Below are 18517 nucleotides of genomic sequence, written 5' to 3'. Positions count from 1 at the left end.
CGACAACCAGTCGGGTTGCACAGGCATCATCAGCCGTTGCGGCGGTTCGTCGGGCGGGAGGAATGCCATCTCCTGACAGACACTATATGAAGGCAAAGCGGCTTCGGCAAGCGGCCGGGGCTTCTCCGGTCCCGGCTCTCGCGACAACCGGCTTTTTCCGGCCGTTTCGCCAGGCCATGCATTTCGCGTATTATTTTCACTACGGAGATGGCATACCTCCGGTAACCGCCGCATTTATTGCGGATGATGATGCCTGTGGACCCCTGAATCGAACGCGCCGGCACCGCCGGTTGCACCGGCACGGGCTGCGCAGGTGTTGCGGTGCCCGTCCCGACAGAACAACAAGCAACAAGGACAAGTACCGATGATCTGGAAACCAGTCTTCGCCATTTCTTTGGGCGCCATGTCAGGTGCGCTGCTTCGATGGTTTCTCGGACTCAAGCTCAACAGCCTGTTTCCGACGGTGCCTCCGGGTACGCTCTCGGCGAATCTCATTGCGGGCTATGTCATCGGCATCGCGACAGCATACTTCGCGCAGGCACCCGGCATTGCTCCCGAGTGGCGGCTGCTGATCATCACGGGGTTTTGCGGCGGCCTGTCAACGTTTTCGACCTTTTCAGCCGAAGTCGTCACGCTGCTGCAGCAGGGGCGGATAGCGGGGGCGGCGGGCGCGATCGGGATTCACGTGGTTGGTTCGCTGCTGATGACGCTGGCGGGCCTGGCGTCATGGCACTGGCTGAATGCCCGCTGAGGAGCAAGCGCATGGACGGCTATCAGATCACCTTCTTCACGCAGCAGGATCGTCGTCACCACGGCAAGCCTGTTGGCGACTGGCTCGTGCATCTCGCACGCGAGATGGGCTTGTGCGGGGCCACGTTGATCGCGGGAGCCGAGGGCATCGGGCATCACCACCGCATTCATTCGGCGCGATTCTTCGAACTGGCCGACCAGCCTCTGTCGGTAGTCATGGCGGTCAGCGCCGAAGAAGCAGACCGACTCTTCGAGCGGTTGCGCGCGGAAGGCGTGCACCTCTTTTACGTGAAGATTCCGGTCGAGTACGGGGTGCTAGGCGAAAAGGATACGGGGTCCGCTGGCGCCTGAAAACCGGCCGGTACGCTTTTGCACCCCGTCGAGAATTCGCCCTATACTGACTGACAAGCAGCAGGGAGATGGCATCCTCCCAAACCGCCTTACGGCTGATGATGCCTGCGAGATTCCGCTCGTGCGTAAGCGAGCGGAGTGAGCAGGCCATCGGCAAGCGCGGTGCGCTTCCGCTGGGCCAACGTGCCAGTACTTCGGAGCGCATATGACGGCCATATCCTTTCTTTCGCATTTCTCCCCTCGAGTGATCGTCGGCCTTGTCCTGTCACGGACGCGCGCCCTTGCTGTGTGGCTGGATGCGGCAGATCCTCTTCTGCCTGTGGGCGGGAGACGGGCATGAAAGACGTCTGGATGCTTGCGGCGCTGTGGCTGGGCCTGGCGCTGGCTGCAACGCTCCTGTCGATCTGGTTTCGCGTTGCCACAGCCTTGTCCGAGATCGTGGTGGGCACCGTCGCGCAACTCGCCATCGGCGCACTCGTAGGGAGCGCGGCGCTTGGAACGAACGCGTCATGGATACAGTTTCTGGCCGGTACTGGCGCGATCGTACTGACTTTCCTCGCGGGCGCCGAGCTTGATCCCGTCGTGTTTCGCGCGCAATGGAAACAGGCATCAGCTGTAGGCCTGATCGGATTCTTCGCACCGTTTCTCGGATGTGCCGCCGTCGCACGCTATGTGCTCGGCTGGAGCGGCCCGTCCAGCTGGCTCGCCGGCGTGGCCCTTTCGACGACATCGGTCGCAGTCGTTTACGCGGTGATGCTGGAATTCGGGCTCAACAAGACCGGATACGGCAAGACGGTACTGGCAGCGTGCTTCGTCAATGATCTGGGCACCGTGCTCGCGCTTGGACTTATCTTCTCGCCGTTCACCGTCAGGACACTGGTTTTCTTCGGAGTGGCGGTGATTGCATTTGCAGTCCTCCCCTGGCTCACGCCGCGCTTCTTCGCGCGCTATGGCAACCGCCCGTCCGAACTGGAGGCTAAATACCTGCTGCTGGTGCTGTTCGGTCTGGGTGCGCTCGCCACGTGGGCCGGCAGTGAAGCGGTGTTGCCGGCGTATGTGGTGGGGATGGTATTGGCCGGAACGGTCGGCAAGGACCACGTGCTGATCCGGCGCTTGCGCACACTCACTTTCGGGCTGCTCACGCCGTTTTACTTCATTCGCGCCGGTTCATTCGTGTCCGTGCCGGACCTCGTCGCGGTGCCGTTGCCTTTCGTTATTCTGCTGGTTGCCAAGATGGCGACAAAGTTTTGCGGCGTCTTCCCTGTCACGAAGTTCTACAGGTCCCCGCACCCCGAGTCGATGTACACGACGCTGCTGATGTCAACGGGCCTGACCTTCGGCAGCATCTCTGCACTGTTCGGGCTGTCGCACGGCATCATCACGCAGGCGCAGTACTCGTATCTCGTTGCCACTGTCATCGGGAGCGCCGTCGTGCCGACGCTCATCGCCAACGCATTCTTCCTTCCGTGGCATCTGGTGCCGCGCGAGACGCCGACGCGGCACGGAAAGCGCGTTAGTCCCGAAGTGGCGACCGATGAAACGGACTGAGAGGAAAGCACCATGTTCCACACGATCCTGATCGCTTACGACGGTTCGAACGCGGCCGACAAGGCTTTCGACTATGCTCTCGACCTGGCTCGAAAATATGACGCAGAGTTGCATGTGCTATCGGTCGAGCGACCGCCGGAAATCGCCGAAGACATTGAAACCGAAGCGCTGCTGGAGCAGGCTGAGGCCTTCTTCGAAAAGCACTTCTCCACTCTGCGTGAACGTGTCGGTACAGCGGGCGTCAAAGCGCATTTCAACGTGCGCGTCGGGCATCCGGCAGAACAGATCGTGCTTGGCGCGGAAGAGCTGAAGGCCGACCTGATCGTCACCGGTCATCGCGGACGTGGCGTTTTCCATCGCTGGCTGCTGGGTTCGGTTTCCCGGCTGGTCATCGCATATGCACACTGCCCCGTGATGGTTGTGCGTTGAACGGTAGTGGAGCGGCGGTGCGCTCGTGACGGGTGCGTCCACCTCGCGCAAGCAAAAAGAGGTGCGTCTCAACCGACCGTCGTCGACGCTGACGAAGGCTGGATGTCGCAAACGCAGGTGACAATGATAGGCCCAGCCCGACGATATTTCGGCTTTTTCTGTCATAGGGCCCCCTGGCTGGATAGCATCGCAAACACGCGCGTGCCACGCGCCGACCTGTCGCTTGTCCCTTGTTGCAAACGGAACTGATACATGCAAGTCAGATCTCGAATCAGTGTTCTTGAAAGCATCCCCAAAAGCGTCTGGGTGCCAGGTTGTGTCAGCCTCTTCATGGATATCTCATCGGAGATCATCCACAGTCTGCTGCCCATGTTCATGATGGTCGGCCTCGGTGCAAGTGCCGCAACCATCGGTCTCATCGAGGGCATTGCGGAAGCGACGGCGCCGATTGTCAAGGTGTTCTCTGGCGCACTCAGCGACTACCTTGGAAACCGGAAAAGGCTCGCGGTAGCTGGGTACGCCCTGGGGGCGCTAAGCAAGCCACTGTTCGCTATCGCGCCGACCATCGGCGTAGTGGTGACCGCGCGTGTCATGGACAGGATTGGCAAGGGAATCCGGGGAGCACCGCGCGATGCGCTGGTCGCCGACGTTACGCCCGTTCACCTGAGAGGAGCGGCATTCGGTTTGCGGCAGTCGCTCGATACGGTTGGCGCGTTTCTCGGGCCGCTATTCGCTGTGGTCAGCATGTCATTGTGGGCGGACAACTTCCGGCTTGCTTTCTGGCTCGCTGTCATACCCGGTTTGCTCGCCGTCGCGCTGTTGGCTTTTGGCATTCAGGAACCGGCACGCGAACCGGGCGCTAGGAGGATGAATCCGGTCAGTCTGGAGAATCTCAGGAATCTCGGCTCAAGCTACTGGTGGGTGGTCGCTATAGGGGCTGTGTTTGCGTTGGCCCGCTTTAGCGAGGCATTTCTGGTGCTCCGGGCGATGAACAGCGGGGTGCCCGTTGCGCTGGTTCCGCTCGTCATGGTCGCGATGAATATTGTGTATTCGCTGTCGGCCTATCCATTCGGCAAGCTCGCTGACACAATGAACCATGTCAAACTGCTGATCGCCGGCCTCGTCGTGCTGATTGCGTCAGACGTAGTGCTCGCGCACGGAACACACTGGAGCGTCGTGCTGCTGGGCGTCGCGTTGTGGGGTTTGCACATGGGCATGACGCAGGGACTGCTTGCGACAATGGTGTCTCATACTGCACCGGCGCAACTGCGCGGCACAGCGTTCGGCTTTTTCAATCTGCTTAGTGGTGCGGTTACGTTGCTGTCGAGCGTCATTGCAGGCGAACTATGGGACAAGGTAGGGGCCGCCGCTACGTTCTATGCAGGTGTCGCGTTCAGTCTGGTGACAATCGTGATGCTTCTTTCCGGGAAGGCACCGGATACCCGTGCAGAGATGCATTGACCTTCTGACGTTCTCTTTGCGTCCACTCGTCGCGTGCCGCTAATGCTCTCCGGATTCGATGTAAGTCCAGAGGGTATGTCCGCTTTGAATCAGTATGCTGACGCTCATCGACAAGGTCTGAAGGTCCGAGATGGGTCGAACTGGGCCCGTGGAGCTTTGCGTCAACGAGAAGGGCGCGTCATGCGCCCAAGGCCGCAGCGACGTTGACACGCGGAGAAATCGCTAGAGGGCGACTGGCTCAAAGCCAGGTGCCGCCCTGACGTTCGTTTGGCTCTGCCGTGAGGGCGTCGAATCCGTGAATCCAGTCCAGGTGATGCAGCAGGCTGTCGCGTGCACCGAGGCGGGCGTTGCGCGCCAGCGCGGCCGGCCCGTCGGGCAGATGCAGTACGTCCGCAGTGGCGATCGACGCGTACTGCACCTTGCGCGTGCGGCCCCTGCGAAGGCGTTCGTAGGCTTCTTGAGCCTTCCGCCAATTGCCAGGACCTGCACCGCCCAATTGCGCGGCCAGCACCACGGCATCCTCGATCGACTGATTGGCGCCCTGGCCGTGATGTGGCACAAGTGCATGCGCGGCATCACCGATTAGAGTCACGCGGCCCTTGCTCCAGCGGCCAAGCGGCGGACGATGGAACAGGCCCCAGCGCTGACTGATCGGCACGGCCGTGATCATCTGCACGACGGCCGGATGCCAGTCCTTGAACAGGCGCAGTTGCTCGCCCTCGCTGGCTGGCAGGACCCAGTCGCGTGACGGCCACGGCGATGGATGACGCTCGACCAGCAGGAAATTCTGATCGCCTTTATCGCCGATCGGATAATGCAGCAGATGGCCGCCAGGTCCGACCCAGAACTGGATGGTCTCGGGATCGGGCAGCAGATCCATGTGCTCCGCCGGCACCACGCCGCGAAAGCCCGAGCAACCCGAATACAAGGCGTCGTCATAGCCAAGCATCCAGTGCCGCGTGATCGAGCGCGCCCCGTCGGCGCCGATCACAAGGTCGGCGTCGATCCGCTGACCGTTTTCGAAGGTCAAGCTCACGCGATCGGGATGCTGCGCGAGACCGACGAGCCGATGGCTGAGCTTGATGCGCTCGAGGCCGACAGCCTTGGACAGCACCGCCTGCAGATCGGCACGATGAATGCCCCAGTATGAGCCGCCGAACTGCTCGCGATAGCTGGGTGCGCCGCGATGATGGCCGATGACCGCGCCGCTGCGCCCGTCGCGATAGATAAGGCCCGGTACCTCCGCGCAGACCTTTTCGAAGGCCGGACGTAGTCCCATGCGCTCGTAAAAGCGCGTCGCGTTGGCCGAGAGCGCGACGGCCGCTCCCACCTCGCGCAACTCGTCGGTCTGCTCGTAGAGCTGCGCATCGATTCCATGCTCGCGCAGCGCGAGCGCAAGCGTAAGGCCGCCGATGCCGGCGCCGACGATAGCAATCTTCAGGTCCATCTGTCGCATGAATGTGTCTCCGATATCCAGTTCGCGTTGCTCTGGCGCCCACCGACGGCGGGTCGAATGCGTGAGCCATGTCAGTATTTTCAGCACTAGATCTTCATCCCTCAATAAGATGGAATGAATGTGATTCATCACTGGATTGAATGAACCGGTTTATGACAGAGACATGGAACTGAGTGACATCGACCTCAATCTGTTGGTGCTCTTCCAGCGGCTGATGCAGGAACGGCGTGTGGCGACTGTCGCCGAACAGATGAACATGAGCCAGCCCGGCGTCAGCAATGCGCTCGCCAAGCTCCGCCGCCGGATTGGCGATCCGCTGTTCGTGCGCGGGCCAGGGGGTGTGGTTCCCACACCGTTTGCGCTGCGTCTGGCGGAACCGGTCTCGGAGGCACTTGCCACCCTGCATGCAGCGCTCAATCCCGTGTCTGGCTTCGATCCGCTACGCGCCATGCGTACGATGACGATCGGCATGACCGATATCGGCGAAGTCGTGTTCCTGCCTGCGCTGCTTGAGCGACTGTCGCGAGAAGCGCCGGGTGTCGCACTCAATACAGTCCGCAACTCGAGCGTCAATCTGAGCGACGAGATGGCCGACGGCCGCGTGGATCTGGCAATCGGCTTGCTGCCGCAACTCAAAGGTGGCTTCTATCAGCGCCGCCTGTTCGATCAGCGCTATGTCTGTCTGTTCAGGCACGGCCATCCGCTCGAGGATGCGCCGCTCACGCTCGCTGCCTGGCGCGAGGCCGAGCACCTGGTAGTCGTGTCGTCCGGCACCGGCCACGGTCAGGTGGACGAATGGCTGAAACGGCGCGGTGTACGGCGTCAGGTGCGACTGACGGTGCCGCACTTCATGAGCGTGGGCTTCATCCTGCAACGCACTGATCTGATCGCTACGGTGCCGGAGCGACTTGCCCTGCAACTGGCCATCCCGTTCTCGCTTATCCTGCGCCCGTTGCCATTGACGCTGCCCGCTGCGCCGATCCATCTGCTCTGGCACGCGCGAGCCCACCAGGACGAAGCGAATCGCTGGCTGCGCGGTGTGGTGGTCGATCTGTTCACGGACGCGGGAACGCAGGCGCGCAAAGCAAGGTCCGCACAAAAGAAATAATAGTTTTGTCGGATGGCCCAATCTGCTTCGATTACGGGCGATCGCGCGAACTCAACGCACGTTTGACTGGATTCGGGCCCAACTAAGCCGCCCGCGCCGGCGCCCGGTAGCTGCATGTAGTTGTCCTGTGCGAGGTCGCTTATTCAGGCTGCGTACTTGGCGCTGCACCCTCCGACACCACATTTCCCTTGGCGTGCATGCATTCCAGGTACGCGAGATCGTATCTTTGCTGCATGTTCAGTTGTGCCCGCGACACGTGGGCATCGCTAGCAGCGCGCGCGTCACCGCCGCGCGCCAGCTGGTCCCTCGCATACTGTTTGCACTGCGAATCGTCCTGCAGAAAGACGGTGAATGGCTTGTCGCGCCCCGGCTTCACGGCTACCGCTGGCCCGATGGGCTGCGACACGCATCCGGCGGCAACCCCGCAAACCATCACGGCAATCTGGACTCTATAAAGAATACTCACGGCGTCCGTCTCTATCCGAAGCTATCAAGAAGCATCTGTAGCCCTGTACACGCAATCGTGATGGCAGGACCATCACGATTGCAAGTCCTCTGGATGCGATATGCGGTGCCCTGCCAGCCGATATTGACCCGTCACTGTGTGAGGCCCCGTATGTGATGATTTTTCCAAGCCAGCGCCTCGCGTCGATTTATGAAGACGTCAAAGTTGGAACACGGTCGTAGCCGAAAACGGCGTGTGGCCGTTGGCGCCTGGACTTAGCCCCACGCGAGGAGTGGCATGAAAGTCGACGGCAGTTGCCATTGTGGGCAAGTTGCGTTTGGTATTGTGTCCAGGTTGTACTACCTTCGACAATGCGCCGGGGTTGCCCCGGCCAATCACGGGACCTCCTTACTCATGTCGGGCCTGGATTAAACCCGGTATCGCCGCCTGTGCGGTGGTCGTAAAGCAATCAGGGCCTAACCTTTCACACAAACCACCTGCCGCAGCGTATGTACCGCCTCGACCAGGCTCCGCTGGGCCATCACCGCGTCGATGTCCTTATAGGCCATAGGAATTTCATCAATGACCCCTGCATCCTTGCGACATTCGACATGCGCCGTTGCGCTGATCTGATCCTGGACCGTGAAGTGCCGTTTGGCCTCCTTCCGGCTCATCGCGCGCCCGGCGCCGTGACTGCATGAGCAGAAGCTCTCTTCATTGCCGAGGCCGCGAACGATGAAGCTCTTCGCGCCCATCGAACCGGGAATGATGCCGAACTCGCCCACTCGCGCCGACAGCGCGCCTTTACGCGTGACGAACATGTCGGCGCCGAAGTGCCGTTCCCTCTGTACGTAATTGTGGTGGCAGTTCACCGCGTGCTCGTCGATGGTGAAGGGTTTCCCGATAATCGAGCGCACCGCGTCGATCACGGCATTCATCATGACCTCACGGTTGCTGCGCGCGTAGTTCTGTGCCCAGCCGACTGCCTCCACGTAGTCATCGAAGTGTCGGCTGCCTTCCTTGAGGTACGCGAGATCCTTGTCCGGCAGATTCGCAAGGTGTTGGCGCAGGTCGGCCTGGGCGAGTTCGATGAAGAGGGTCCCGATCGCGTTGCCCACGCCGCGCGATCGGCTGTGCAGCATGAACCAGACGCCGTCATCTTCGTCGAGACATACCTCGATGAAGTGATTGCCGGTGCCGAGCGTGCCCACGTGCGCGTGGTTGTTCGTGCGCGCGAGGGAAGGGTACTTGTCGACGATGCGCTGAAAACCGGGCGCCAGCAGCCTCCAGGCGTCGTCGACGGCGGGTGGCGGACGCGACCATGCGCCCGGGTCGCGTCGCCCCGGCGCACCGCCGTGCGGCACGGCACGCTCGATCGCGCCGCGCACGCCGGAAAGCGAATCGGGCAGGTCGGCGGCCGTCAGCGTCGTGCGAACTGCCATCATTCCGCAGCCGATGTCGACGCCCACCGCCGCCGGGATGATCGCGCCTTGTGTCGGAATCACGCTGCCGATCGTCGACCCTTTGCCCACGTGCACGTCCGGCATTGCGGCGACGTGCCTGAACACGAACGGCATGCGGGCCGTGTTACTCAGTTGCCGGCGAGCCGCCTCCTCAATCACGACGCCCCGTGTCCACATCTTGATTGGACTCAACGGTTACGAATCGAAATACCCTGAATCCCGCGACCCACGGCAAAATGGAAGCCCAGACGCCGTTCCCTTCTTTTTTCGCGATTTGTGCACGGTGTAAAGACTCCGGGACGAAGATGGCGACCGTATTCCTGACCGGCGCAAGCGGATTTCTGGGCGGACATTTGCTGCGCGAGCTGCGCGCGGCGGGCTGCGAAGTGCGCGCGCTGTCGCGTCGGGCGGAATCGGACAACGCCATCGCTGCTCAGGGCGGCATTCCGGTCCGCGCCGATCTCGCGGACGTAGCGTCTCTGGAAACGGCGCTTAACGGGTGTGAGGCGGTATTCCATGCAGCGGCCAGCACCAGCATGTGGCGTGCTCACGCAGCGGTGCAAACAGCCACCAACGTCGAGGGAACCGGCAACCTGCTGCGTGCCGCCGAGTCGTCGGGCGTGCAGGCGTTTGTGCACACGTCGTCTGTGTCCGCTTACTCGCATCTCGAACACCGGACGCTCGACGAGTCGATACCGCAGCGCGACGTCGAAAGCTGGATCAACTACGAGCGCACGAAATACCTGAGCGAACAGGCGGTGCGCCACGCCAGCCTGCCGTGGATAGTGTTCAATCCGTCGCACATCCTCGGTCCAGGCGACCGTCACAACTGGGCACGCCTTATCATGCTGGTAGACCGCGAGAAGCTTCCCGGCATTCCGTCCGGCGGCGGGTCATTTGCCGATGTGCGGGAAATTGCCGGCGCACAGGTGCGTGCCTGGCAGCGACAGCGGTTCGGCCAGGCGTACCTGCTCGGCGGCGAGCATGCGAGTTTTGTCGATTTCGTGCACCGCGTGGGTGCCGCATTGGGCAAGCGCACACCCCAAGCCGCGACACCGGCGTGGGCATTGATGACATTCGCTCGCGCCGCCGATGCATGGTCGCGGGTCACGGGTAAGGAACCCGACGTGACACCCGAAGGTGCGGCGATCGTCTGCGCAACGCTGCGCGTTGATTCCTCAAAAGCAAAGCGTGAACTGGACTATGTCGAAACACCGTTAAGTACGCTGCTTGCCGATACCCTCGCCTGGATGAAGCAGGAAGGTTTGATCGGTCGCTGAATGACGATTCCGTCAAGCTGCGCACTCCAATCGGCAGGTCGCATAGCTGCCATTCTCCCTTCCTGCGCCATGGAATACCTTCGCCCTGCACAGCCGGGCCGGATCATGGTCCCAGTATCGACTACAGGAAGCAGTTCCGATCGGGCCAGTTCGCGTCCGGTTTCGGCTTCGCGCCAGACGACGGTGTCCTCGGTGTTCGAGCCTATCGCCTGGTTCGCTGGGATGTCGGTGCCCACTACAACGCGGCATTCGCGCGGGCCGATCAGGGCAAGGAATTCGGTGGTGCGTTGCTGTGCGGTTCAGACGGTTTGCAGGCCGTCGGAATCCAGTTCCAGCACGCCTATGACGCCGCGATCTGAATCGAGGGCGAAGAGATGCGGTTGCGCAGCGGGTCGAAGCCGATGATGTTGGATGGCGACTGGAATTGACGTGAAGGGCTAGACGGCGAACTGTTTAGTAGCGTCGGCCTGGTTGATCGCCATCACCGTCATCCAGGGAGATGGCCGGGGAGCCGGTACCCGAGTGACCTATAAAGGCCGAGCAGCGGTCGAGCCTATGCAAGGGGGAGGGGAGGCGCAACATAAAGGGTGCGGTATCGACGCATGCGGATTACCTCTTTCGAAGTCCGCCTCTCCACATGTCGGCCTAACGATGGAAATGGCCATTGCCATGCGCCAGGCTGGATGGCGGTTGGCGCCAATGCGCTCCAGTAGATCACTGATCGAGCCCGTCGTCTGTGGCGCACGGCCTTATACGACAGGAAAACTAAATATATCCACGATGAATCGGGGTCGAAAATATTATGTGCTCGGACTCACTGCTGATACGCATGACCGCTGCGAACGCCGTTATCCTGTGGGTCACCGAAGGGCAGGGTTCATTTCTTCCCATCCCTGCCGTTATACAGGCATGGAAAAGAGAACGTCCCTACAGACCCTCCAGTCGGCTCACAGTGCTGCGCTGGCCATAGCTTCCGCGCGCATCGATCTATCGGTTCGCGACCAGGAGACCCTGTACGACAAGGTCTTTTTGGGTTTGCTCGAAGACAGTATCCGCATCATGAGCATTGAGGAGTTGCTGGACGTTCTGGCAACGTGACTGCGTCGCTGTCCTCGAATCCGCCCGCCCACACCATCTGTAAAGTTCTATATCGCGGTGCGCCGTCATCACGCACCCTCCATCACGCAAATGCACCTGTCTACTATTGTCCGCGCCGCGGCAACAGTCGGAGTCGCGCAAACGATTGCGCCAGGACATTCTTTCGGCGACGTTTGGTAACGCCTGCACAGGTTCGAAATCGTCGCTCGTGACGCTAAAGATGGGACCGAGCCTGTCGATAACTAGTCACTATTCGGCGGCGTCGAAACCCTGCATGGGCGGTGTCGGCGCGCATCGGCAAACGTTAACGGGGTATGAAATTGCAACAGCAAAAATCAACCTGGTCGCGAACGGCGGCACCGGGAGAGGTGATCTATTCCGAAGGATTTGGCGGGGAATCCGTCATGTACGTCATTGCGGACGGAAAGGTCGAGATTTCGACGCAGTGCGAGGACAAGAAAGTTATCGTCGCCACGCTCGGAAAAGGGGAGTTCTTCGGGGAGACTGCGCTGCTTCCGGCCGAGCCGCGAGGGAACACGGCAAAAGCGTTGACGTTCTGTCAGCTGACAGTGGTCAATGCACGCGTGATCGAGGAAGAGCTCGAACGTGTCTCGCCGCTGCTCAGGCACATTGTGCGCACGATGATTCGCCGCGTGAAAAAGAAGGACGATCTGCTCGCGACCTACACCCATGCCGACTTCATGCCGGGCGTGATCTCCTACGCCCATGTCCTTTCGCTGATGGCCGGCGCCGAAGCGCAAGCCGAGCGCGGCTGGCGAAGCCAGACGGAAGAAGTCTCGGTGCCTTTGCGTGAGGTGATCAAGAAGTGCCGCGCCATCGCAGGGCACTCGCGTCTTCACGTGATGGTGATGCTCAGGCGCATGGAAAAACTCAACCTGATCTCGATGGAAGCCGGCCGCTCGGAATTCACGGGTTCAGCGGCCACCAGGCATAACGCGTCCGAAGGCGCATCGGACCGTCAACTCGTCACCTTCGATCCAAAGCGGATCACCGAACGTGCGCACAACGTCGCGGACCAGGATCTGGAAGTGTCGGTGGCGAGCGAGCTCGAGTTGATCGAACTGAACGACCTTGAGGCACTGATCGGCGTCGAGAGGAAAATGATCCTGAACAAGCTTTCCCGGGCCGAAATTGCCGAAGACGTCTTTGCCTTCCGCAAGACAAAGGTGCTGAACTACGTGGAAGAAAAAGGGATTACGTATTTTTCCCGGCCCGCGCGCCGCGCGCCGGGAGAGGTCGCCGCTCTTGAAGATCTCGAATTCGTCGACCAGCGCTCGCTGTTCGACGCGGTGAGCGCCTTTGACACCTACGATCTGGCCAAGATGCTCGTCGCGATGCCGGATCAGTCCATTGCAGACCGCCTGCTGGGCGTGATGACCGAGGCGCGAAAGAAAGAAGTGTCCTGGGTCATGCGGCGCGACATCAAGATCGACCCCGTCGAAGTCGGCGATATCGAACAGCGGTTCCTGGAGACCGTACGGACGATCCGATCGTCTGCTTCGGTCGCGGGGCCGGCTCCGGGTCTGGGCGTCTGAGCGTACTGGCAGACAGGGGGCGACGAGCGCACCCTTCCCGGATGCGGGCACGGCTTCGCAATTCATCGAGGATCTCATGGACCTTCTCACACTATTCGGCGCTCTGCTGGGGCTCACCGCGATCGTTGTCGGCTTTTCGCTCGAGGGCGGGCACTTTGCTGCACTGCTGCAGCCGCAGGCACTCGTCATCGTTCTGGGCGGCACGCTGGCCGCGGTGATGATCCAGAACACGTGGGCGCGATTCTTCGACGGCGTAGGCCAGATTCGCCTTGCGTTCCTCAAGGCACGACAGGTTGACCGGCAGAACCTGGCGCTGTTGCTGGAGTGGGGCGATCAGGCCAAGCTCAACGGCATGCTCGCGCTTGAATCGATCGATACGGGGGGACTCAACCCGTTCGCGCAGAAAGGCCTGGAGCTTCTTGCCAGTGGCGTCCCTACAGCGGTGCTTGAGGATGCCTTGCAGCGCGAACTGGATGCATACGAGCGCAACCACATGGCCGCAGCGCGCATCTGGCAGCAGGCGGGCGGCTACGCACCGACGTTCGGCATCCTGGGCGCAGTGCTGGGTCTCATCCAGGTGACGGGGCACATACTCGAACCGGCCGAACTAGGGCAGGGCATTGCGGTCGCCTTCGTGGCGACGGTATACGGGCTGGCCGCCGCGAATCTCGTCTTTCTGCCGCTGCACGGCAAGATCAGGGCGCAGATTGATAGCGAGCTGCGCTTCCGCCGCCTGTACCTCGATGGCCTGCTGGCGATCTCGCGCAAGGAATCGCCGCACATGATCGAGACGCGGCTGGCAGGGGATGTCCGCAGGCGGGCTGCGGAGCTGCTCGCCTGACAGGACGGACGACGCGACTATTGCATTCGGGCGTACTTCGAAGAAAGGTATTCAGTCAATGGACACCCAATACGGCTACCGGCGTCAAGCCGCCAAGACATCCGGCCAGCACGAGGATGCCGACTCCGACGCAGGTTCGGATCGTTGGCTGCTCTCATATGCGGATCTGATCACTACGCTGATGGTGTTCTTCCTTGCGCTTTACGTGCTGCAGCTTGCCAAAACCAGAGAAGTCGAAATCAAGTCTCTGGGGGCGCACGCCAGTCACGACAGGGCCGCAGTGGCGACGGGCGGCGTCGACGCGGTCGCTGGCGGGCGGGAGGCCGCCAGGAAGGACCTGCTGCTGCGGCTCGAGACGACCAAGGACAAGCGGCAGATCACGGTCAAGAACGACGTGCAGGGAGTCGAGATCGGCATCGATGCACGTGTTCTCTTCAATTCCGGCGACGCGCGCCTCCTATCACAGTCATCCGATGTGCTCGATGAGATAGCGACGATCCTGCGCAAACAGACGGAGAGCAACGTGCTCGTCGAAGGGCACACGGATAGCGTGCCCATTTCGAATGTGCGATACGCATCGAACTGGGAGCTGTCGTCGGCGAGGGCGGGAGCTGTCGTGCGTTTTCTTGTCGACAGGGGTGTTGAACCACGTCGCCTTGCGGCTGTCGGACGGGCCGACAACTTTCCGCTGGTCGTAGGTGATGATCCCGTTGCACGCTCAATGAACCGTCGTGTGACCATTCTCGTCCAGTACTAGGGGCGAGGCAATCCCGTTTGGCTCCCAGCGATTGCGGGTACATGAACCAGGTGTTTGGAACACCCAGACAGCAATATCAGAGTACGTAGAGGACGACAGCAAACAGGCAACCGAAAGGGAGCCCACGTGACGGCGTAGTACGTCGGACGTGCCAGGCCTTCACGCGCTTGCCGATGAGCCGGATTGCATACGCGTATCTGGGCGCGATTGAGGAAGCCAGTGCCATCGCCTTCGTCGTTTGGCGAGCAGCCTGCGCGCAGGTACGTGATGAGGCGAGGTGATGTCGAGCCAATCTGGCTGCCTGCTGATTGCACGCTGTCCTGTGCTGCCCGTCATTCTGGTGTGGCCATTTCGACCTCCCTTCGCGCTCCGTATGACCGCCGCGCGGATCATACGAAAAACCGCGCGCTCAGCGTGCCTGCGCAAGCCAGCGCGCAATCGGAACCCAGTTCTCGTGCAGTGCCCGCTGCCCCATGAAAAGTCCGATATGGCCACCGTTGGCAACGGCTTCCTGCACGTTTGCGGGTTCCGTGCCAAGCAGCAACTTCGCGGCGAACACCTGCTCTTTCGGCGTAATGTGATCGTGCGCACCGGCAAGCAGATACACGTGGGGCACTTTATATTCGTGAGATCAACCTTTTGCCCAGGGCCACAAACTCGCCTCTGGCCAGGCGGTTCTGCTTGAACAGCTGGTCGATCACCTGCAGGTACCAGGTGCCCGGCAAGTCAAGCGTGTATTCGTAGCAGCGCTCGAACTGTTCGAAGCCATCACGTAGCTCGGATCGTCCAGATGTTCGTAGAGTTCAACAAATTTGCCAAAATACTGCGTGACAGGTTGCAGGTTCTTGAAGCCCTCCAGCATGTACGCGCCTTTCAGAAGGCCATCCCCACCCCCGAACGAGATCTTCGTAAAAGCTTAACGACAGCGCGTGTGCCGCCTGCGTGATTACCCCGTCGCCGGCATCGGTATCGATCGGCGCACCGGCGATCACGAGCCGCGCCACCTTGCCCGGAAAAACGCGCGGCGTACATCGCCGCGCACCAGCCACCTGACAGAGGCCCACAAGGTTGACCCGGTCGCCGAGCTCATCCACGCACAGATCGATTTCCGCGAGATAGTTGCCGATGTTATAGAAGCGCATCTGCGGCGTCGCGCTTCGCCAGTCTGTCGCGAGCACGCTGGAACAGCCTGCATTCACCAGCGTTTCGATCAGACTCTGGCCCGGGAGAAAATCGGCAATCGTCGATGAATGGCCGGCATATGGACATAGCACCAGGACGGGTACGCAACTGCCCTGCGAGAATTCGCGCAGCGCCATCGTGGGCAGATCGAGGGCGATCCGGTTTCTTGTTGCCCACTGCGGCGCGGCACGGCTCACCTGGGTCTTCTCGATCTCGCGCATGAACCGAACCGCCTTCTCTACGGTATGCGGGGCCGTTTCTTCAAGCTCCAGTGCAAGGCCGAACGGCCAGAACAGTGGCACCCCGACCTCGGGATAGTGATGTGCCCGCTGAATCTCGTGTCTCATGACCGTCTCTTGCTTGTCGGCGTTGCCTCGATACTCACGTTCGCTGTGCGAGCGCATCCCTCATCCAGTTGATGAGACCGCCTTTGAGCACCTGCTCGACCTGACGCGGCGACAGGCAGTGGCGAACCGCGAAAACCAGCTTTCCGCCGTCGACTTCGGCGTGCAGTTCCCTGCCTTCAGCGAGCCGATGCCTGACTTCATCGAGCCGTACCGTTTGACCTGCTTCGATACGTTCGTAATCCTCCGGCTTCACAAACACGAGCGGCAGCACGCCGAAGTTGGCGAGGTTCTGCGCATGAATGCGCGCATTCTGCTTGCTCATAGAAGGTGGCGGGCTCTTCTGGACACGGCAGATCCGGTCTCACGCGCGAGCATATCGGGATGGGGCGGCCGCTGGATGAGGTCGCCATAACGTGTGTCAGCGTTGGCTCCGGGTCATCGCGCACAGATGGACAATGGGGGCGTTGTTACCCTATAACCCGCGACGTAACGCATACAGCAACGAACGGTACGATCGTGCCGCGCGTTTTGAATGGTCGATATTTCGGAAGCGCTTGACAAGAATTGCGAACCCCCAATCCTGGCACCAGTGCGAAGTTGCTGGCACAGAAAAATTGCCATAGTGCCTGCCATGACAGCCCGACCGCTTGAACAATAGGTTCGCGCTTCATCAGCGTCGCGAGGCGTAGGGATGGCGAACACGTCGACGAACGACGACTGGGCACAATCCCCGCGAACGCAAGTGCATCACGGGCGTAACCGGTGCCGTTATTCATTCCCGCCCGGGATGACCGAGCCCAACACCTGACACGTCGTATTGGCATTCGTGCTTGCTACTTTCGGATCGGCTTCAATCAACGTCCCGCGAAATCGTTCGAGCCTGCGCCAGTGTCGTCATTTGAGGGGTAACGGGGGCACTACCGGATCGGACTTCACTTCGAGCACGACGGGCCGTTGCGCGGCAAGCGCCATTTTCCACGTATCCGTTGCTCCGCCTCGTCGACGTAAAGGGAACATTGGGAATCTGCTGCGACGCGTTGTACTTCGGGGCGACTTCCGTCACGCCCAGATCTGGGTTACCTGGTTGAGATTTTTGTTGTTGGGCACCATGCAGATTGCGGTGATCGGCCTCGCGGTTCCAGTACTCGCGACAGCGACAAGTTCGGCACGGCAAAAGTGCGGGCGAATCGTCGGCAGGCGACGATCTTCCGGGTTCGGCCAACATGCGTTTAAAAAACGGTCATCCATATACGACATCGGGCCATAACACGTCAGCATGTCGAACTACCGTTCGATTGCGATGGGTGTTCCCCTCGCGGCGCCCGCCAGAATACAGGTTCCACCTCGCGGAACTCCGTTCGGCGATCTATGCTTAATCGGCGCATCGCACAATGACCAAGGAGGCGTGTCATGAAACTCGCGCTATGTGTCGCCGTCGTCAGTACGCTGTTCGGGGTTCAACTGGCGCACGCCGCCTGCCCCAACGACGCTGTCTTCCTCGTGCTCGGTGATCAGATTCGTGGTTACTCCTTGCGCGCCAACGGAGCGACCGAGCCCTGCCAGGTGTTGCAGGGGCCGCACACCACCCTCATGACCGCTGGCGCGACGGTGATCGACAGAAAGAAGTCCTTTCACGTCACGCAGTTTCTTACTAACGGCACCATCGACATCTTTTCGCGCAAGGCCGAGGGCAATGAGGCGCCCAGTCGCTCGTTCATGTTTGATACGAATGATCTGGTCAGCATCGCGGTGGATTCCCACCTTAACGACTTCGTCATGAGCGTTCGTCCCTCGACGGCGGGGGTGCTGGTCGCGCTCGCGAACACCTCTGGGCCTGTCAGCAATCCGATTCACATTACCGATCCGACTATCAGCCAGTATGAGAGCGTCGCGATTGACAGCGACGATAATCTGCTGGTTGCGGGTTATGACATACAGGGGACGGCGATCATCGACACGTTTGGCACGAGCCGGAGCATCACCGCCCCGCCGCTTCTGCGCAGCATCACGGGTCCCCAAACCGGGCTGCTTTCGGGGAGGGGAGTGTTTTTCTCACGGAACGACATGTCGATCGCTGTCGATCCTCGTACGGACGAATTGTTCGTCTACAACACGAGCACGGATCTGACGCAGATCCAGGTGAGCGTTTTTGCCGCCAAGGCGAACGGCGACGTGGCGCCGGTACGGACAATCAGCGGTCCAGCCACAGGAATCACTGGCCCCGGCTTGCCGGGAAACAAGATCGCCATCTCCTCGGACGGGCGGCTCTTCGTCGCCGAGCCGAACCTGCGCATTCTCGCGTTCGCGCCGGGAGCAAGGGGCAATGTGGCGCCGTCTCAGGTCATCGAGGACTCCACCCCCGGTCCAGTCACCTTCGGAGGGATCGCGGTCCGCTCGGGCGGAGGCGGGCAGCAGAATGCAAATGACGATGCTCAATGAAACGGA

17 protein-coding genes, 1 pseudogene and 3 riboswitches are annotated in these 18517 nt (G+C 61.0%); of the genes and pseudogenes, 12 read left to right on the top strand and 6 right to left on the bottom strand.

Features of this window, described 5'->3' with window-relative positions; genetic code table 11:
• Positions 1 to 13: 13 nt before the first annotated feature.
• Positions 14 to 82, bottom strand: a riboswitch (Fluoride riboswitch).
• A 112-nt stretch (positions 83 to 194) separates the two neighbouring features.
• Positions 195 to 263: riboswitch (Fluoride riboswitch) on the top strand.
• A gap of 101 nt (positions 264 to 364) precedes the next feature.
• The 5 genes from crcB (at position 365) to GCT13_RS24710 (ending at position 4539) form a co-directional block, all read left to right on the top strand.
• Positions 365 to 751 carry a fluoride efflux transporter CrcB gene (gene crcB / locus GCT13_RS24730; protein ID WP_152762568.1) on the top strand — a complete coding sequence of 129 codons (387 nt, stop codon included), beginning with the start codon at positions 365 to 367 and terminating at the stop codon, positions 749 to 751.
• A gap of 11 nt (positions 752 to 762) precedes the next feature.
• Positions 763 to 1101: a DUF190 domain-containing protein gene (locus tag GCT13_RS24725; RefSeq protein ID WP_152762566.1), complete on the top strand. Its 339-nt coding sequence runs from the start codon at positions 763 to 765 to the stop codon at positions 1099 to 1101.
• A gap of 55 nt (positions 1102 to 1156) precedes the next feature.
• Positions 1157 to 1216: riboswitch (Fluoride riboswitch) on the top strand.
• Positions 1217 to 1437: 221 nt separating this feature from the next.
• Entirely contained in the window at positions 1438 to 2649 is a 1212-nt protein-coding gene (locus GCT13_RS24720) for a cation:proton antiporter (RefSeq protein ID WP_152762564.1), read from the top strand.
• Positions 2650 to 2661: 12 nt separating this feature from the next.
• Entirely contained in the window at positions 2662 to 3078 is a 417-nt protein-coding gene (locus GCT13_RS24715; protein ID WP_152762562.1) for a universal stress protein, read from the top strand.
• 252 nt (positions 3079 to 3330) lie between these two features.
• On the top strand, positions 3331 to 4539 hold the full coding sequence (locus GCT13_RS24710; protein WP_152762560.1) for an MFS transporter: 1209 nt from the start codon (positions 3331 to 3333) through the stop codon (positions 4537 to 4539).
• A 238-nt stretch (positions 4540 to 4777) separates the two neighbouring features.
• Here GCT13_RS24710 and GCT13_RS24705 read toward each other — a convergent pair whose 3' ends face one another.
• Positions 4778 to 5995, bottom strand: coding sequence for an FAD-dependent monooxygenase (locus GCT13_RS24705; protein WP_152762558.1), 1218 nt, complete (start codon positions 5993 to 5995; stop codon positions 4778 to 4780).
• 163 nt (positions 5996 to 6158) lie between these two features.
• Here GCT13_RS24705 and GCT13_RS24700 point away from each other — a divergent pair, with 163 nt between their 5' ends.
• Positions 6159 to 7103: a LysR family transcriptional regulator gene (locus GCT13_RS24700; RefSeq protein ID WP_152762556.1), complete on the top strand. Its 945-nt coding sequence runs from the start codon at positions 6159 to 6161 to the stop codon at positions 7101 to 7103.
• Between the two features lie 921 nt (positions 7104 to 8024).
• Here GCT13_RS24700 and GCT13_RS24695 read toward each other — a convergent pair.
• Positions 8025 to 9188 (bottom strand): RtcB family protein, encoded by a 1164-nt coding sequence (locus tag GCT13_RS24695; protein ID WP_152762554.1) that lies wholly within the window; start codon positions 9186 to 9188, stop codon positions 8025 to 8027.
• A 59-nt stretch (positions 9189 to 9247) separates the two neighbouring features.
• Between GCT13_RS24695 and GCT13_RS24690 the strand changes: the two genes are divergently transcribed.
• The 5 genes from GCT13_RS24690 (at position 9248) to GCT13_RS24665 (ending at position 14543) form a co-directional block, all read left to right on the top strand.
• On the top strand, positions 9248 to 10291 hold the full coding sequence (locus GCT13_RS24690; protein ID WP_152762552.1) for an NAD-dependent epimerase/dehydratase family protein: 1044 nt from the start codon (positions 9248 to 9250) through the stop codon (positions 10289 to 10291).
• Positions 10292 to 11200: 909 nt separating this feature from the next.
• The gene (locus GCT13_RS24680; protein ID WP_152762550.1) at positions 11201 to 11389 is read left to right on the top strand and encodes a hypothetical protein; all 189 of its coding nucleotides are present in this window, start codon (positions 11201 to 11203) and stop codon (positions 11387 to 11389) included.
• A 320-nt stretch (positions 11390 to 11709) separates the two neighbouring features.
• Positions 11710 to 12945, top strand: coding sequence for a Crp/Fnr family transcriptional regulator (locus GCT13_RS24675; protein WP_193727755.1), 1236 nt, complete (start codon positions 11710 to 11712; stop codon positions 12943 to 12945).
• Positions 12946 to 13021: 76 nt separating this feature from the next.
• A complete protein-coding gene (locus GCT13_RS24670; RefSeq protein ID WP_152762546.1) occupies positions 13022 to 13786 on the top strand; it encodes a flagellar motor protein in 765 nt (254 codons plus the stop codon).
• Between the two features lie 58 nt (positions 13787 to 13844).
• A complete protein-coding gene (locus GCT13_RS24665) occupies positions 13845 to 14543 on the top strand; it encodes an OmpA/MotB family protein (RefSeq protein ID WP_152762544.1) in 699 nt (232 codons plus the stop codon).
• Between the two features lie 409 nt (positions 14544 to 14952).
• Here the strand turns inward: GCT13_RS24665 and GCT13_RS49475 are convergent, their stop codons facing one another.
• From GCT13_RS49475 to GCT13_RS24655, 4 genes and pseudogenes are all read right to left on the bottom strand, one after another.
• Positions 14953 to 15159, bottom strand: coding sequence for a hypothetical protein (locus GCT13_RS49475; RefSeq protein WP_227746990.1), 207 nt, complete (start codon positions 15157 to 15159; stop codon positions 14953 to 14955).
• Between the two features lies 1 nt (position 15160).
• Positions 15161 to 15271: pseudogene (locus GCT13_RS51265) on the bottom strand (hypothetical protein); the annotation flags it as partial.
• A 75-nt stretch (positions 15272 to 15346) separates the two neighbouring features.
• Complete coding sequence (locus tag GCT13_RS49465; protein WP_227746989.1) at positions 15347 to 16072, bottom strand: hypothetical protein; 726 nt, start codon at positions 16070 to 16072, stop codon at positions 15347 to 15349.
• A gap of 34 nt (positions 16073 to 16106) precedes the next feature.
• Complete coding sequence (locus GCT13_RS24655; RefSeq protein WP_152762543.1) at positions 16107 to 16394, bottom strand: hypothetical protein; 288 nt, start codon at positions 16392 to 16394, stop codon at positions 16107 to 16109.
• A gap of 1088 nt (positions 16395 to 17482) precedes the next feature.
• Here GCT13_RS24655 and GCT13_RS24650 point away from each other — a divergent pair.
• Entirely contained in the window at positions 17483 to 18511 is a 1029-nt protein-coding gene (locus tag GCT13_RS24650) for an NHL repeat-containing protein (RefSeq protein WP_152762541.1), read from the top strand.
• Positions 18512 to 18517 lie beyond the last annotated feature (6 nt).

Origin of the sequence: Paraburkholderia franconis (assembly GCF_009362735.1) — a bacterium.
GTDB classification, from domain to species: Bacteria; Pseudomonadota; Gammaproteobacteria; order Burkholderiales; family Burkholderiaceae; genus Paraburkholderia; species Paraburkholderia franconis.
The sequence above is the reverse complement of the archived record's forward strand: the minus strand, read 5'-3'. Positions and strand labels throughout refer to the sequence as shown.